Origin of the sequence: Algorimicrobium algoritergicola, from assembly GCF_008086165.1 — a bacterium.
Lineage (GTDB): Bacteria > Bacteroidota > Bacteroidia > Flavobacteriales > Flavobacteriaceae > Algorimicrobium > Algorimicrobium algoritergicola.
In genome coordinates, this window is the sequence record NZ_VSKL01000003.1 from 121,966 (window position 1) to 137,321 (window position 15,356).

Annotated in this window: 18 protein-coding genes; 6 read left to right on the top strand and 12 right to left on the bottom strand. The window is 33.1% G+C overall.

Features of this window, described 5'->3' with window-relative positions:
• Window position 1: 1 nt before the first annotated feature.
• Window positions 2-214 carry a DUF6500 family protein gene (locus ES675_RS09695; protein ID WP_066250858.1) on the bottom strand — a complete coding sequence of 71 codons (213 nt, stop codon included), beginning with the start codon at window positions 212-214 and terminating at the stop codon, window positions 2-4.
• 3 nt (window positions 215-217) lie between these two features.
• Complete coding sequence (locus tag ES675_RS09700) at window positions 218-1,519, bottom strand: DEAD/DEAH box helicase (protein WP_066250854.1); 1,302 nt, start codon at window positions 1,517-1,519, stop codon at window positions 218-220.
• 221 nt (window positions 1,520-1,740) lie between these two features.
• Here ES675_RS09700 and ES675_RS16440 point away from each other — a divergent pair, with 221 nt between their 5' ends.
• The 4 genes from ES675_RS16440 to ES675_RS09715 all read left to right on the top strand — a co-directional run bounded on the left by ES675_RS16440 (window position 1,741) and on the right by ES675_RS09715 (window position 5,258).
• Complete coding sequence (locus ES675_RS16440) at window positions 1,741-1,884, top strand: hypothetical protein (protein WP_170244084.1); 144 nt, start codon at window positions 1,741-1,743, stop codon at window positions 1,882-1,884.
• Window positions 1,885-2,026: 142 nt separating this feature from the next.
• Window positions 2,027-2,626, top strand: coding sequence for a SprT-like domain-containing protein (locus tag ES675_RS09705; RefSeq protein WP_066254640.1), 600 nt, complete (start codon window positions 2,027-2,029; stop codon window positions 2,624-2,626).
• Window positions 2,627-2,688: 62 nt separating this feature from the next.
• Window positions 2,689-3,768: a mannose-1-phosphate guanylyltransferase gene (locus tag ES675_RS09710; protein WP_066254637.1), complete on the top strand. Its 1,080-nt coding sequence runs from the start codon at window positions 2,689-2,691 to the stop codon at window positions 3,766-3,768.
• 2 nt (window positions 3,769-3,770) lie between these two features.
• A complete protein-coding gene (locus ES675_RS09715; protein ID WP_066254632.1) occupies window positions 3,771-5,258 on the top strand; it encodes a TIGR00341 family protein in 1,488 nt (495 codons plus the stop codon).
• Here the strand turns inward: ES675_RS09715 and ES675_RS09720 are convergent.
• Window positions 5,255-6,022: an ABC transporter ATP-binding protein gene (locus ES675_RS09720; protein WP_066254629.1), complete on the bottom strand. Its 768-nt coding sequence runs from the start codon at window positions 6,020-6,022 to the stop codon at window positions 5,255-5,257. The genes ES675_RS09715 and ES675_RS09720 overlap by 4 nt on opposite strands.
• Window positions 6,019-6,759 carry an MlaE family ABC transporter permease gene (locus ES675_RS09725; RefSeq protein ID WP_066254650.1) on the bottom strand — a complete coding sequence of 247 codons (741 nt, stop codon included), beginning with the start codon at window positions 6,757-6,759 and terminating at the stop codon, window positions 6,019-6,021. Before ES675_RS09725 ends, ES675_RS09720 begins: the two co-directional genes overlap by 4 nt.
• Before the next feature lie 107 nt (window positions 6,760-6,866).
• Here ES675_RS09725 and pafA point away from each other — a divergent pair, with 107 nt between their 5' ends.
• Window positions 6,867-8,540, top strand: a complete 1,674-nt coding sequence (gene pafA / locus ES675_RS09730) for an alkaline phosphatase PafA (RefSeq protein WP_066254625.1) — start codon at window positions 6,867-6,869, stop codon at window positions 8,538-8,540.
• 41 nt (window positions 8,541-8,581) lie between these two features.
• Here pafA and ES675_RS09735 read toward each other — a convergent pair whose 3' ends face one another.
• The 6 genes from ES675_RS09735 to rsfS form a co-directional block, all read right to left on the bottom strand.
• A complete protein-coding gene (locus tag ES675_RS09735; RefSeq protein ID WP_066254621.1) occupies window positions 8,582-8,848 on the bottom strand; it encodes an acyl-CoA-binding protein in 267 nt (88 codons plus the stop codon).
• Window positions 8,848-9,498, bottom strand: a complete 651-nt coding sequence (locus ES675_RS09740; RefSeq protein WP_066254616.1) for a phosphatidylserine decarboxylase family protein — start codon at window positions 9,496-9,498, stop codon at window positions 8,848-8,850. The genes ES675_RS09735 and ES675_RS09740 overlap by 1 nt, the downstream gene beginning before the upstream one ends.
• 1 nt (window position 9,499) lies before the next feature.
• On the bottom strand, window positions 9,500-10,309 hold the full coding sequence (locus ES675_RS09745) for a phosphatidate cytidylyltransferase (RefSeq protein WP_066254612.1): 810 nt from the start codon (window positions 10,307-10,309) through the stop codon (window positions 9,500-9,502).
• Window position 10,310: 1 nt separating this feature from the next.
• A complete protein-coding gene (locus tag ES675_RS09750) occupies window positions 10,311-10,931 on the bottom strand; it encodes an LUD domain-containing protein (protein WP_066254609.1) in 621 nt (206 codons plus the stop codon).
• 117 nt (window positions 10,932-11,048) lie between these two features.
• Window positions 11,049-12,998 carry an ATP-dependent zinc metalloprotease FtsH gene (ftsH, locus tag ES675_RS09755; RefSeq protein ID WP_066254606.1) on the bottom strand — a complete coding sequence of 650 codons (1,950 nt, stop codon included), beginning with the start codon at window positions 12,996-12,998 and terminating at the stop codon, window positions 11,049-11,051.
• Window positions 12,999-13,007: 9 nt separating this feature from the next.
• The gene (gene rsfS, locus ES675_RS09760; RefSeq protein WP_066254604.1) at window positions 13,008-13,379 is read right to left on the bottom strand and encodes a ribosome silencing factor; all 372 of its coding nucleotides are present in this window, start codon (window positions 13,377-13,379) and stop codon (window positions 13,008-13,010) included.
• Window positions 13,380-13,474: 95 nt separating this feature from the next.
• Here rsfS and ES675_RS09765 point away from each other — a divergent pair, with 95 nt between their 5' ends.
• Window positions 13,475-14,206 (top strand): biotin--[acetyl-CoA-carboxylase] ligase, encoded by a 732-nt coding sequence (locus ES675_RS09765; RefSeq protein ID WP_066254601.1) that lies wholly within the window; start codon window positions 13,475-13,477, stop codon window positions 14,204-14,206.
• Here ES675_RS09765 and ES675_RS09770 read toward each other — a convergent pair whose 3' ends face one another.
• Entirely contained in the window at window positions 14,207-14,602 is a 396-nt protein-coding gene (locus ES675_RS09770) for an STK_08120 family protein (protein WP_066254647.1), read from the bottom strand.
• Window positions 14,603-14,645: 43 nt separating this feature from the next.
• Window positions 14,646-15,290, bottom strand: a complete 645-nt coding sequence (pyrE, locus tag ES675_RS09775; protein ID WP_066254598.1) for an orotate phosphoribosyltransferase — start codon at window positions 15,288-15,290, stop codon at window positions 14,646-14,648.
• Window positions 15,291-15,356 lie beyond the last annotated feature (66 nt).

The window sequence follows — 15,356 nt, forward strand, 5'->3', positions numbered from 1 at the left end:
ATTATAAACTAACTAAATCTTTAATTTTAAGCGCTTTTTCAAAATGATCCAACTGGTGTGTTTCAATCCACCAAGTTGCAGCTTCCATTAACAACTTTGGGTTATTGTTTTTATTTTCAAAAAAGGCATAGAAAGACAAGCCAACATTCTCGCCTTTCTGTGCTATTTTAGTATTGCAAACGTGTATTATTTTCGTTTTTAATTCTGGACTCATAGTCTAATCCCTTCTACTTTTTGGTCGTCTATTAGAAGAACGACTCTCGTTAGATCTACTCGATTTTCTAGAAGAATTATCTGAAGGTTTTCTAGAACTAGATTGCGATTTTTTAGGGCTTCGCTGTTGACTTCTACCTTGACCTTGTTTTATAGGTTGTGTAGATGCATTAGGATCTGGTTCAAAACCTTCTAAAATAGTTACGGGAATTCGCTCACCAACTAATTTTTCAATATCGCGTAAAAATGTTGTTTCATCAGCACTTACCAATGAAATAGCCTCACCACTTGCTCCTGCTCTACCTGTTCTACCAATTCGGTGAACATAATCTTCAGAAATATTCGGTAATTCAAAATTAATAACATGCGGTAACAATGGAATATCCAAACCACGTGCAGCAATATCGGTTGCTACCAACACACTTATTTTACTAGATTTAAAACCAGCTAATGCTTTGGTTCTTGCACCTTGACTTTTATTTCCATGAATAGCAGCAGCAGTAATACCACTACTTATCATTTTTTTACAAAGTTTATTAGCACCATGCTTTGTACGTGTAAATACAAGTACTTGATTCCAATTACCATCTAAAATCAGCTTGATAATTAAATCTGTTTTTTTGGCTTTCGCAACACGATATACTTTTTGAGTAATAGCATCTACTGTTGAATTTTCTGGAGTTGCCTCAACCATTACAGGCTTCCGTAAAATACCACTTGCAAGCTTTTTAATTTCTTTTGAAAAGGTTGCCGAAAACAATAAATTTTGTCTTTTAGCTGGCATTAAAGCCATAATACGCTCAATATCACGTAAAAAACCCATATCTAACATTCTGTCAGCTTCATCTAAAACAAGAATTTCAACCTGCTTTAATGAAATAACACCTTGATTTTGTAAATCTAAAAGACGTCCTGGTGTTGCTACCAAAATATCAACCCCACGATTAAGAGATGCTACTTGTGGTTTCTGGTTGACACCGCCAAAAATAACTAAAGCACGTAAATCTGTAAATTCACTATAAGATTTTACGTTTTCATAGACTTGTGCCGCTAACTCACGCGTTGGCGTTAAAATTAACGCACGAATAGGTCTGCGATTAGATGTTTGTGTTTGTGATAGTATTTGTAATAACGGAAGTGTAAAACCTGCCGTTTTTCCTGTTCCTGTTTGCGCAGATGCTAATACATCGCGTCCTTCTAGAACTGCTGGAATTGCTTTTTGCTGAATTGGCGAAGGTGTTTCATATCCTTGCTTACTGACCGCTTTTAAAAGGGCGTCAGACAAACCTAATGTTTTAAATGACATATAACGTATTTGTGAAGTGATAATCTAATAAATACAGATGTCACTTCTTTTGTTAGCCGCAAAGGTAAACTTATTTAATTCCTAAACTTGGTATATGCCAGTTTTTATCACAATCCTACATCAAGCAAATTTTAACATTTAATAGACTGATTTTAAGATAGTTTTAATAAAATAACAGGCATTTTTTATTATATTAAAGTGAACACAAAAAGATAAAAATTATGGGAACTATAACGGATAAAAGAAAATTTAAACCAACCAAGGAACAGACAAATCCAACAAATCCAACCGCAAATACCAATATTAAAACAAACGATTTTGATATTGACAAAAAGACTATAAAAGATCAAAAAAGTAAAGAATAATCACGTTATTTTTTTGATTAAAAAAGCCAATTTCACATACATGAAATTGGCTTTTTTTATGTCTATTTTCAGAATTAATAGATGTTAAAAATAACTCGCTTCAATCCTAAATAATTATTCGAGAATTGCGTTATTTTGCAATATGGAAAACACCCTAAAATCCTATATTCCTGATGCTGCTATTCCGCAGATAATAGCATTATTGGATCATGATGAATTAACTGTGAAAATTAAAACAGAACGCAAAACGCGTCATGGTGATTATAGAAGGCTGCCTAACGGAAAGCATGAAATTACTATAAATTCAAACTTAAATTCCTATCGTTTTTTAATAACGTTAATTCATGAAATTGCACATTTTGAAGCTTATAAAACATTTGGAAAAAATATTAAGCCACATGGAAAAGCATGGAAGCACACGTTTCAAAAACTGATGTTACCATTTTTAAATCCCGCTATTTTTCCAATGGATTTATTACCACTTTTAGCCAATCACTTTAAAAACCCAAAAGCTAGTAGTGATACGGATATAAAATTAGCATTCGCTTTAAAACAATTTGATCCACAAAATGACAAAACGTATGTGTTTGAAATCCCTTTTGGGCAAAATTTCAAACTATACAATGGTAAAATTTTCAAAAAAGGAAATAAACGTGTAAAACGGATTGAATGTATTGAAATTAAAACAGGAAAATTGTATCTTTTCAACCCAAATGCAGAAGTAGACGTTATAAATGATTAATGAATATCTTTCCAAGAATAGCACTTTAAACAGGCATTCTTGTTAAGGTTAAATGAAACTAAATGAATAAAAATTATTACGCCATATTAATGGCAGGAGGCGTAGGCTCACGTTTCTGGCCCGTAAGCACTCAAGATTTCCCGAAACAATTTCATGATATGCTAGGAACTGGTGATACGCTAATTCAAAAAACATTCAGCCGATTAAGCAAGCTTATTCCAAAAGAAAACATTTTTATTCTTACCAATGAACGTTATAACGATTTGGTTTTTGAACAACTTCCAGAAGTCACCAAACGCCAAGTCGTATTGGAACCTGCCATGCGAAATACAGCACCTTGTATTCTGTATGCATCTTTAAAAATTCAGAAAGAAAATCCAAATGCCTTAATGATTGTGGCACCAAGTGATCATTGGATTGAAGACGAAGTTGCTTTTACCAACAATGTAAAACTGGCTTTCGAATTTTGTAAAACCCATGATGCACTCATGACCTTAGGTATTAAGCCTACATTTCCAAACACAGGTTATGGCTATATTGAATATAACAAAACGACTGAAACCGAAATTAAACCTGTAAAGCAATTTAGAGAAAAACCAAATTACGAAACCGCTAAAGCATTTATAGAGCAAGGAAATTTTCTGTGGAATGCTGGAATATTTATGTGGAGTGTTTCGAGCGTTATTGATGCTTTTAAAAATAATCAATCGGATTTATTCAAACTTTTTGAAAGCGGAATATCGGCTTACAACACCGAAAATGAAGCCTCTTTTATAGCCGAGAATTATGGTAAAGCTGAAAATATTTCAGTGGATTATGCTATTATGGAATCCTCAAAAAACGTGTATGTCCTTCCTGCTACTTTTGACTGGAATGATTTAGGAACTTGGGGTAGTTTATATGATAAACTAGGTAAAGACGCCAACAATAATGCGGTTGTAAATGCGCAAACATTAACCGAAGATGCATCGGGAAATATGATCAGGACCGACCGAAAAAAACTCGTTGTAATTGATGGTTTAAACGATTATATAGTAGTTGACAAAGAGGAAGTTTTACTTATCTTTCCCAAGTCTAAAGAACAAGATATTAAAGAAACATTGCAACGCGTTAAAGATAATTTTGGAGATCAATTCATTTAAACATGGAAGAAAATAAATTTAACTTTTCTGAAGAAGAAACTAAAAAAGAAACTGCTGCAGAAGAAGCTAAAAGCGAGGCTGCTGTTGAAGAATCTAAAAAAGCGGTAAAAAAAGATGCGAGAGGTCTTTTTGAAAATATAAAAAAATTCTTAATTGAGTTGTTGGATTTTCGTGAGGATACTGATCGTGATGAAACGACTGAAGCCATTAAAAGAGATATTTCGTTTAAAGGTGCAACTGCTTGGATTTTGGTATGTTCTATTTTTGTTGCATCTATTGGATTAAATGCCAATTCCACAGCTGTTGTTATTGGTGCCATGTTAATATCCCCACTTATGGGGCCAATTTTAGGTATTGGTTTATCTGTTGCCGTCAATGATATAGACACCATGAAAAGGTCGTTAATAAATTTAGCTACCATGATTGTGTTAAGTTTATTAACCGCGTATCTTTTCTTTTGGTTATTTCCATTAAGCGAAGATACTTCGGAATTATTAGGACGTGTACAACCAGATATTCGTGATGTATTAATTGCCTTTTTTGGTGGTGCAGCGTTAATTATAGCAAAAACAAAACGAGGTACTATTGCTTCTGCCATTTTTGGTGTAGCCATTGCAACAGCTTTAATGCCGCCATTGTGTACCGCTGGTTACGGATTAGCTAAAGGTAATTGGCCATACTTTTTTGGTGCCATGTACTTGTTTATTATCAACACCATTTTTATAGCATTGGCAACATTTATTGTCGTAAAAGCATTACGTTTCCCAATGTTGAGATATGCCAATTCAAAGAGGCGTAAACGTACGGCCCAAATTGCTTCTTTCTTGGCTATCATAGTTATGGTACCAGCAGGGTTCACATTTTGGAAAGTATTACAAGAAAGTAATTTTGATACAGAAGCTAAACGTTTTGTAGATAATGAACTAAAAGGTTTACCGCAATATGAGTATATAAAAAAGAATACAATTCCTAAATTTAACGATGGAGACTCCTATATTGAATTTAATACGTACGGTTTAGGTGAAATTCCTGAATCTACCATAGGTTTAATAAAAAGTAAAACGTCAGATTATCCAGCTTTAGCTAACACGCGAATTGTATTTAACCAAAGTCGTACAGAGCAATATGATAATATGAAGTACATGGAACAAATTAGGTTTCGTGACTCTGTTGATTTAATCTACCAAACGCAAAAAATTAGTTTATTAGAAGACCGTGTTAAAACGCTATCTGCTTATGAGAAGAATACGATACCATTTAATGACGTTATAAAAGAAGTGAAAATTAACTACGAAAATTTGGACCGTTTTAGCTATTCTAGTGAAATTGCATCTGACTTTGAAAAAACGGATACTATTTCCGTATTTTCAGTAAAATGGAATAAAGAAAAAATGAATACAGCCGGTATTGCTAAAGAGCAAGATAAATTAGAGCGTTGGTTGAAAGTAAAATTAAAGCTAGATACGCTGGTTGTAAGACAAATAAATTAAGCACGCTCTTCTAAATACATTTGGCGTACTTTTTTAAAGAGTTCAGAAGAATATACAAAGTTGGTTACAGCTTCATTGTCGGTTTTAAAAATAGTATCTTTAGAACCTTCCCATTCTTTTAAGCCGTCTTTAAGAAATACAATTTTCTGACCAATTTCCATTACAGAATTCATATCATGAGAGTTGATAATGGTTGTCATATTGTACTCTTCTGTAATTTCTAAAATTAAATTATCAATAACCATTGCCGTTTTAGGATCTAATCCCGAATTAGGCTCATCACAAAAAAGATACTTCGGTTTGTTGACAATTGCGCGTGCTATAGCTGCACGTTTTTGCATACCTCCAGAGGCTTCACTTGGATATTTATTATGATCATCCGATAAATTCACGCGGTTTAAAACAAAATCTGCACGATCTTGCATTTCACTTTTACTTTGCTTGGTAAACATGCGTAAAGGAAACATAACATTCTCTAAAATAGTCATGGAGTCAAATAAGGCACTACCTTGAAAAACCATACCCATTTCTGCACGTAAATCACTTTTTTGGTTGTCAGATAATTCAGAATACACTTTACCATCATATAAAATAGCACCTTCTTCTGGCTGAAATAAACCTAATAAACATTTTAAAAAAACAGTTTTACCCGAACCACTTTGACCAATTACCAAACTTGTTTTACCCTTCTCGAAGGTAGTTGAAATACCTTTTAATATGTGCGCATCTCCAAAGGACTTATGTAAATTTTTAACTTCTATCATGAGCTTAACAACATTTGGGTTAATATATAGTTACAAAGTATAATCATTACACTGGTCCATACAAATGATGTTGTACTTGCTTTTCCAACTTCTAATGCTCCGCCACGCATATAAAAACCATAATATGAGGGAATTGTAGCAAGAAGGAACGCAAAAATAATTGTTTTAATAAACGCATAAGTAATATGGAAAGGGATAAAATCCAATTGAACTCCTGTTATATAATCTTCCACCGTACTATAGCCTCCAAAATAACAAGCTGCCAAACCACCAACAATTCCTAAAAACATGGCAATTGATATAACAAATGGATACAACATGAGGGCTATAAATTTTGGAAACACCAAATAATTAACCGCATTGATACCCATAACTTCCAAAGCATCTATTTGCTCCGTAACACGCATTGTACCGATACTTGAAGTTATAAACGACCCCACTTTACCAGCCATAATTACTGAAATAAAAGTTGGAGCAAATTCTAATATAACCGATTGCCTTGTAGCAAACCCAATAAGCGTTTTCGGAATTATAGGACTCGTCATGTTTAAGGCTGTTTGTATAGTAACAACACCGCCAACAAAAAATGAAATAAAGGCAACTATACCCAACGACCCAATAATTAAGTCGTCAATATCATTAATAATTAAGCGCTTCATCACGGACCATTTCGTTGGCTTACGAAACATTTCCTTAATCATTAAAAAATAAGTACCAATATTATATAGGTATGTCATTTTGCTTTTTGTTCCTGCTAAAATAAAAAACAAATATGTATTTAACGGTAATTTTATTTAGGGATATTTAAAAATCATTACTTTTGAATTATAAATACCCTTCCAAAATGAAAAACAGTATTTTTATTATAATAATTGTCTTTATATTTAGTGCTTGTCATGCTCAAAAAGCTCCAATAAACCCGACAAGTTCTTCAGAAAAAAGCATAAAAAACGGCAATCCGAAATTAGTGGTTGGGATTGTTGTAGACCAAATGAGATATGATTATTTAACGCGTTTTTATAGCAAATACTCTGAAGGTGGATTTAAACGCATGATGAATGACGGTTTTAACTGTAAAAACAATCATTTTAATTATATCCCAACGTACACTGGACCAGGACACGCCTCTGTTTTTACTGGAACCACGCCAAAATATCATGGTATTATAGCCAATAATTGGTATGATAAAGAAATAAAAGAATCTGTGTATTGCGCTGGCGACGATAATGTTCAGCCTATTGGAACTTTAGATGATGCTGGAAAAATGTCGCCACATCGTATGCAAACCACATCATTTGCAGATGAAAATCGTTTGTTTACGCAAATGAAAGGTAAAACTATTGGTATATCTATGAAAGATAGAGGTGCTATTTTACCAGCAGGACATGCTGCAAACGCTGCATATTGGTTTCACGGTGAAGATGAAGGCCAATGGATTAGTAGTTCGTTTTACATGAATGAATTACCGAATTGGGTAAAACAATTTAATTCAGCAGATACGGCTGAATCTTATTTAAAAGTTTGGAATACGCTTTATCCTATTGAAACATATACTGAAAGTGGACCCGATTTAAATGATTTTGAAGGTGGTTTTAAAGGCCGAGAAACAGCAACTTTTCCTTATGATTTGGAACAACTAAAAACCGACAACAAAGGCTTTGACATTCTAAAAGCTACAGCCTACGGAAATAATTTAACAACCGATTTTGCCATAGCTGCCATTGCTGGTGAACAATTAGGTCAAGATAATATAACGGACATCTTAACTTTAAGCTATTCAAGCACGGATTATGTTGGCCATAACTTTGGTGTTAATTCCAAGGAAATTCAAGACACGTATTTACGTTTGGATTTAGATCTTGAGCGCTTTTTTAACTATTTAGATAAAACAGTTGGCGTAGGTGAATATACCGTGTTTTTAACGGCAGATCACGGTGCTGTTGATGTGCCTACTTATTTAAAGTCTGTTAAAATCCCTTCTGGTTATGTAAACAACAGAGAGACCAAACAGAAATTTAACGCCTTTATGACTGAAAGGTTTGGATCTGAAGATTTAATAGAAAACGTGAGTAATAATCAGATATTTTTGAACAGAGCTAAAATTTCAGAATTACAATTAAATTTATCTGATGTTCAAGAAACTATTGTGAATGAATTAATAAAGTACGAACATGTTGCTAAAATTTACACAGCAACAACCATGCACAACACATCTTTTACAACGGGAATTGAATCCTTATTACAGAATGGTTATAACCAAAAGCGTTCAGGAGATGTATTAATAGTTCCTGATGCCGCATATATATCGTACAGTAAAACAGGATCAACACATGGTAGTGGCTTCAATTATGACACCCATGTGCCTTTATTATTCTTCGGAAAAGGTATAGCGAAAGGTAGTACTCTTGAAAAAACAGTTATTCCAGATATAGCACCAACTATATCGGCTATGTTAGGGATAAGTTTCCCAAATGGTGCAACAGGAAAACCATTAGAATTTGTTTTGGATAATCAATAAGAATTGAGAAAATTAGCTTAAAAAAAACCGGTACAGCTTATCTATTTTCTATAAAGGAAATAATTATTTACCAACTCAATATAGGTTTCTTTAGCCTCATCTTCAGTAATGTTCTGAATTTGAAACAATGCATTAGTTTTAAAAGCGGAGATTAATGGCTTACTACTACTAGGTCTACTATAATCGTTAGTGGCTTTTTTGAAATAAGCGTATAACCTTAATAAAAAGTCGGCAGGAAACGGCTCATGATGATCGTTAATTCTATCAACAGCTTCTTTAAAGGCGATATCTAATTCTTCAGAAGTCATTATTTTTCGGCTATAATACTTTCAGCACCACGAACTTTTTGGTTAAGTGACACGTTAATTTTTGCATCTAAAGGTAAAAATAAATCCACACGCGAACCAAATTTTATAAATCCAGAATCACCTCCTTGATTTATTTGTTGACCTTCCTTAGCATAATTGACTATTCGTTTTGCGAGAGCTCCCGCAATTTGTCTATATAATATAGGTCCGAAAACTTCATTTTCAACAACCACTGTAGTACGTTCGTTCTCCTCACTTGCTTTTGGATGCCAGGCTACTAAATATTTACCTGGATGGTATTTACTATACACCACTTGTCCACCAATTGGATATCTCGTAACATGTACATTTATAGGCGACATGAAGATGCTAACCTGTAAACGTTTCTCCTTGAAATATTCTTTTTCAAAAACCTCCTCTATTACAACAACTTTACCATCCACAGGTGAAACAATATTGTTATTATTATATGATGTTTGTCTTTTAGGGTTTCTAAAGAATTGTAAAATCAACAATAAAAACAATAATAAGCCTATCATGATTATCATGTTAAGCCATGGTAATATCACGTAAGTATCTGATATTAGGAATAACGCTACAACAACGATAAGCGTAATTAAAATAATTTTATGTCCTTCTTTATGAAACATGTTATATAATTTCTAAAAACAAATGAATAAATGGAGCTGCAAAAATAATACTATCTAACCGGTCTAACAATCCGCCATGACCAGGCATAATAACACCACTATCTTTAACACCAGCTTGACGTTTAAATTTGGATTCTATTAAGTCTCCTAAAGTTCCAAAAACACTAATTATAATGGCTAATATAAGCCAATTATTAAAACTTAATGTTTCGGTAAAGGTAGCAATAAAATAGCTAGCTACGGATGAAAAAAATAATCCACCGATAAAACCTTCAACCGTTTTCTTGGGTGAGATCTTCTCGAAAAGTTTTTGTTTACCAAAATTCTTACCAACCAGAAAGGCAAAGGTATCATTTACCCAGACCAAAATAAAAGCACCTAATAAAATAAATGGGTTATACTCACCATGATAATTAGGTATCAGAACTAGAAACACAAATGCACTAGACAGGTAAAAGGTAGAGAGTAAAAATCGTTTGGAAACAAATAATGGAATTCGTTTTTCTGCAAATAAATCTTTAATCAAAAGCAGTTGTACAAATATAGTTATCACTTGTAGAATGCGTGTAGCTTCACTTAAGCCAGCATCTGTTTTCATAAAAAACTGCCAATAACCAAATATTAAATACATGAGTATAAATATCACATAAGGCCAAAAAGATTTATAACCAATGAGTTTTTTAAATTCACCCATACATATCAATCCAAAAATAAAAAACAGTATTATTAATGCGTGTTCATTTAATAGGGACACCATTAACAATGAAACATATAACAAACCCGTAAAGGATCTTATAAGGATTTCTTTCATGCTATAGGTCTTCTAACAGAAGTAAATATAAATTTTTAGAATTGCTGCCATAACTCATAAAATCATTTTCTTTCTCTTTATTTTCTGAAGTTTTAAAATGTTTTATGGTCGTAATATTCGTAGGTATTCTCTTGGTATTGTTGTTTTTTATTCCACGTAAACCCTCTCCAATACTAGCTGTAATTTGGCTAGTTGTTGCAAAAACAATAAAGTTTTCAGGGAATTCAATTAATTTCTTTTCCGCAATTTGATTTGATGAAATTAATAACGAACCATCATCCGCAATTAAGTTTTCGCAGGTTGTTAAAAAATATTCGGCGTCAGTACTGACACGTGTCACCTTTAAATCGGAATTTTTAAATTTTTGATTTAATTGCTCATCATAGATTAACACACTTTTATCTTCCCAATCATTTTCAATAATAATGTTGTTTAAGCTATCAAAAATTTCATCTAAATTTTCGCAATACAGAAACTTACCACCATTAGCCTTGAAGTTTATAGTAAACCGCTCATCTATAGGTAGTTTAATTTCTGGCATATATTTGCCACGCTCATTAGATTTTAATTCGTTATCTGAATCAACAGATTTGGAACCAAAAATTTTTCTAAATAGACTCATTTATGTTTTTGCTATTAAATACGAGTAATTTAAGGTGTTTTTCAAATATAAAAAATCTTAAACGAACCGTAAGGCTAATTTAAGATTTTTAATAAATGTTAACAGAAAAATTATGAATTATTCTTCTTCTTCGGTAGCGATCACATGTTTATCAAATGGTCGTTTTCCAAATATTTTTTCTAAATTATCTTTAAAAATAACTTCTTTTTCCAAAAGCACATTAGCTAATTCGGTTAATTTATCTTTATTTTCTTCAAGAAGTTTAATGGCACGTTGGTACTGTTCTTCTATGATTCTAGAAATTTCGTCATCAATTAATTCAGAAGTTTTCTCACTATAAGGTTTTGTAAAACCGTATTCGTTTTGTCCTGAAGAATCATAATACGTTAAATTCCCGACTTTTTCACTTAAGCCATAAACCGTTACCATAGCTCGCGCTTGTTTGGTAACTTTTTCTAAATCGCTTAAAGCACCAGTTGAAATTTGGTTGAAAATTACTTTTTCAGCCGCACGACCACCTAAAGCAGCGCACATTTCATCTAACATCTGTTCGGGTCTAACAATTAAGCGTTCCTCTGGTAAATACCAAGCTGCTCCTAATGAACGTCCACGAGGCACAATAGTAACTTTAACTAAAGGTGCTGCATGTTCTAACATCCAACTTACGGTTGCGTGACCAGCTTCATGATAAGCAACAGCCTTCTTCTCACCTGGTGTTATAATTTTATTTTTCTTTTCAAGTCCACCTACTATTCTATCTACAGCATCCAAGAAATCTTGTTTATCTACAGCTTTTTTACCATTTCTGGCAGCAATTAAAGCAGCTTCGTTACAAACGTTAGCAATATCAGCTCCAGAGAAACCTGGCGTTTGTTTGGATAAGAAATCTATATCTAAATCGTCTGCCTTTTTTAAAGGCCTTAAATGCACTTCAAAAATTTCCTTACGTTCACGAACATCTGGAAGATCAACAAAAATTTGTCTATCAAAACGTCCAGCACGCATTAATGCTTTATCTAAAACATCTGCTCGGTTGGTTGCCGCCAATACAATAACGTTTGTATTAGTTCCAAAACCATCCATTTCTGTTAGTAATTGATTTAATGTGTTTTCACGTTCATCATTAGAACCTGACATATTATTTTTTCCACGAGCACGACCAATAGCATCAATTTCATCAATGAAAATAATAGCTGGCGATTTCTCTTTAGCTTGTTTAAATAAATCTCGTACTCTAGAAGCACCAACACCTACAAACATTTCCACGAAATCTGAACCAGACAATGAAAAGAACGGTACTTTTGCTTCACCAGCAACGGCTTTAGCTAATAATGTTTTACCTGTTCCTGGAGGCCCTACTAATAAAGCACCTTTAGGAATTTTACCCCCTAAATTGGTGTATTTTTCTGGGTTTTTAAGGAAATCTACAATTTCTTGAACTTCTTCTTTAGCACCTTCTAAACCGGCAACATCTTTAAAGGATGTTTTTACATCTGTATTCTCATCAAATAGTTTAGCACGTGATTTTCCAATATTAAATATTTGACCACCTGCTCCACCTCCAGAACCACCAGACATGCGTCTCATAATAAAAATCCAAACTCCGATTAATAAAATAAATGGTAATAATCCTATCAAGAAATCACCCCAAACATTTTGTTCCGTTTTGTACTCAACTTTTGGTTTTGGATCTAAATCTTCCGCTTGTATTACTTTGGCTATATCATCTTCAAAATTTTGAAGATCACCAAATTCAAAACGATAATTTGGTAGCTTGGTAGCTGTTGGTAATAATGATGTAGGCTTGGATTTTTTATGTACGTCTTTTGCTTCTGCTTCAGACGTTAAATACACTTTAGCTTCACGCCTATTTACAATTTCTACTTTATCAACATCGCCATCTTTTAAAAATGTCATGAATTGAGATGGTGTAGTTGGATTTGTTTCATCAAATCCGCTTCCGCCCAAAACTTGCATGGCAATAAATAGTACGATTACGCCACCATAAATCCAATACATATTGAATTTAGGTTTCTTGTTTTTATCTTTCTTGGTATCCTTGTTCATTAATATCCCTTAATAGTTTGTTTCAATTACCGTTGTTTTTGCGTCACCCCAAAGACTTTCAATATCATAATACTCGCGAATGTGTTTCTGAAAAACATGAACTACAATGTTCACATAATCCATTAAAACCCATTCAGCATTATCAGAACCTTCAATATGCCAAGGCTTATCTTTCAGTTCTTTACTTACTTTTTTCTGGATGGAATTTACAATGGCATTTACTTGTGTGTTCGAAGCACCTTCGCATATAATGAAGTAGTCGCAAACCGTGTTTTCAATCTCGCGTAAATCCAATATATTTATGTCTTTTCCTTTTACGTCCTCAATTCCGCTTAAAATAGTAGCTATCAATTGGTCTGCATTGATTTGTTTTTTTGCCATTCACTTAATTTAATTTGTGCAAAGTTATTATTTTTTAGTTCTTTATACCGTAAAAAAATCATAAGATTTTACGTCTATACTCAATAATTCACCGAATGCATATAATCAAACTTGATGCCACCGATTCTACCAACTCATATTTAAGAGCATTAAGCTCCAACAACACGTTGGCAGATTATACTACTGTTACCGCCAAGCACCAAACTCATGGACGTGGACAACGTGGCACAAACTGGCAATCTGAAACCGATAAAAACCTGATGTTTAGCGTGTTCAAGAACGTTTCATTCTTGGGTTTTCAAGACAATTTCTTTATTAGTATCGTTACTTCTTTAGCACTAATTAAAACCTTGCAACAGTTTTTAATACCCAAATTAAGTATAAAATGGCCTAACGACATTTTGTCAGAGGACAAAAAGATTTGTGGCATTCTTATAGAAAACACGGTTAAACAAAATGCTTTTGGAGGTACTATAATTGGTATTGGGCTAAATGTTAACCAAACTCAATTTAAAGATCTCCCTAATGCAACTTCCCTACAACTAATTGCAGGCACCCATTTAAACACCGATGAATTGCTATTAAGCATCATAACCAATTTAAAATTTTATTTTAATCAGTTAAAAACCAATCAACACAAACTTTTAAAAGAAAATTATGAAAGTTACCTATTCAGAAAAAATAAACCGTCAACCTTTAAAGATCAAGCAGGTAATTTATTCACCGGATACATCCAAGGTGTAACCAATTTAGGAAATCTTCGTGTTTTATTAGAAGACGAAATAATTGCCGAATATGAGTTAAAGGAAGTTACGTTGCTATACTAATTATACAGCTTTTGGCATATTACTAGCTAATGTTTCAATAAATTTTGAAATAGGTCCTTTTATCATCATGGCCATCATAGCATTGAATTCGCCGCTAAATTGAAGTTGTACTTCACTCGTATTCGCATCAATTTCTGTAATATTCCCGATTAAAGAAAAATCCAATTTTCCACCAGCAGCTCCAAGAACAATTTTATTTGGTGATATCATTTCCTTCTTCTTAAGAATAATTTCCGGCATACCTTTTAATGCAAATAAAAATTTATCCTCGCCTAACACTTCAAATTTACTAATGTTATCAGGCATTAATTTTTCAAAGTTTTTAATATCTGACAAGAAATTAAACACCGCTTCAGGTGATTTATTGATAGTTGTTTTCGGAGATTCTAAATTCATAATAGGTATATAATATAAGTTTGTAATATTTGTTTTAATACTATCAATTAGCGTTCCATTCTGCTGGATTAGCATTCCAAGTAGCTAAAATGGCTTGTTCTTTAGTTGATATATAATTCGTATGGTAGGCTTCATCTAAAAGTGAATTGTAATCACTTAAAGTCGTTAAATGCACATTCTCTTTCTCAAAATTTTCTTTTGAAATATTAAAACCATAAGTAAAAATGGCCATCATACCTTTAACATTCGCATGATTTTCTTTTAAAGCGCGAACAGCATTTAAGCTACTTTGTCCAGTACTAATTAAATCCTCAACCACAACCACGTTTTGTCCAGGCTCCAAATGTCCTTCAATTTGGTTTTGGCGACCATGACTTTTAGCTTCCGGTCGTACATATACAAATGGTAAACCCAAATACTCAGCAACCAGCATGCCAATACCTATAGCTCCAGTTGCAACACCTGCAATAACATCTGGTTTACCATATTGTTTTTCAATCTGCTTGGCCATGGTTTCACGAATGTAATTTCGGATTGGTGGATAAGAAAGTATAATTCTATTATCACAATAAATAGGCGATTTCCATCCCGAAGCCCATGTAAAGGGGTCAGTAGGCTGTAATTTTATTGCATTTACCTGAAGTAGAACTTCGGCAGTTTTTCTGGCTGTGTCTTTATTAAAAATCATAGCAGCAAAATTACACTTTTTTACCTAATCTGCATTTTTAAAATATGATTTAAAATTAATTTTTTA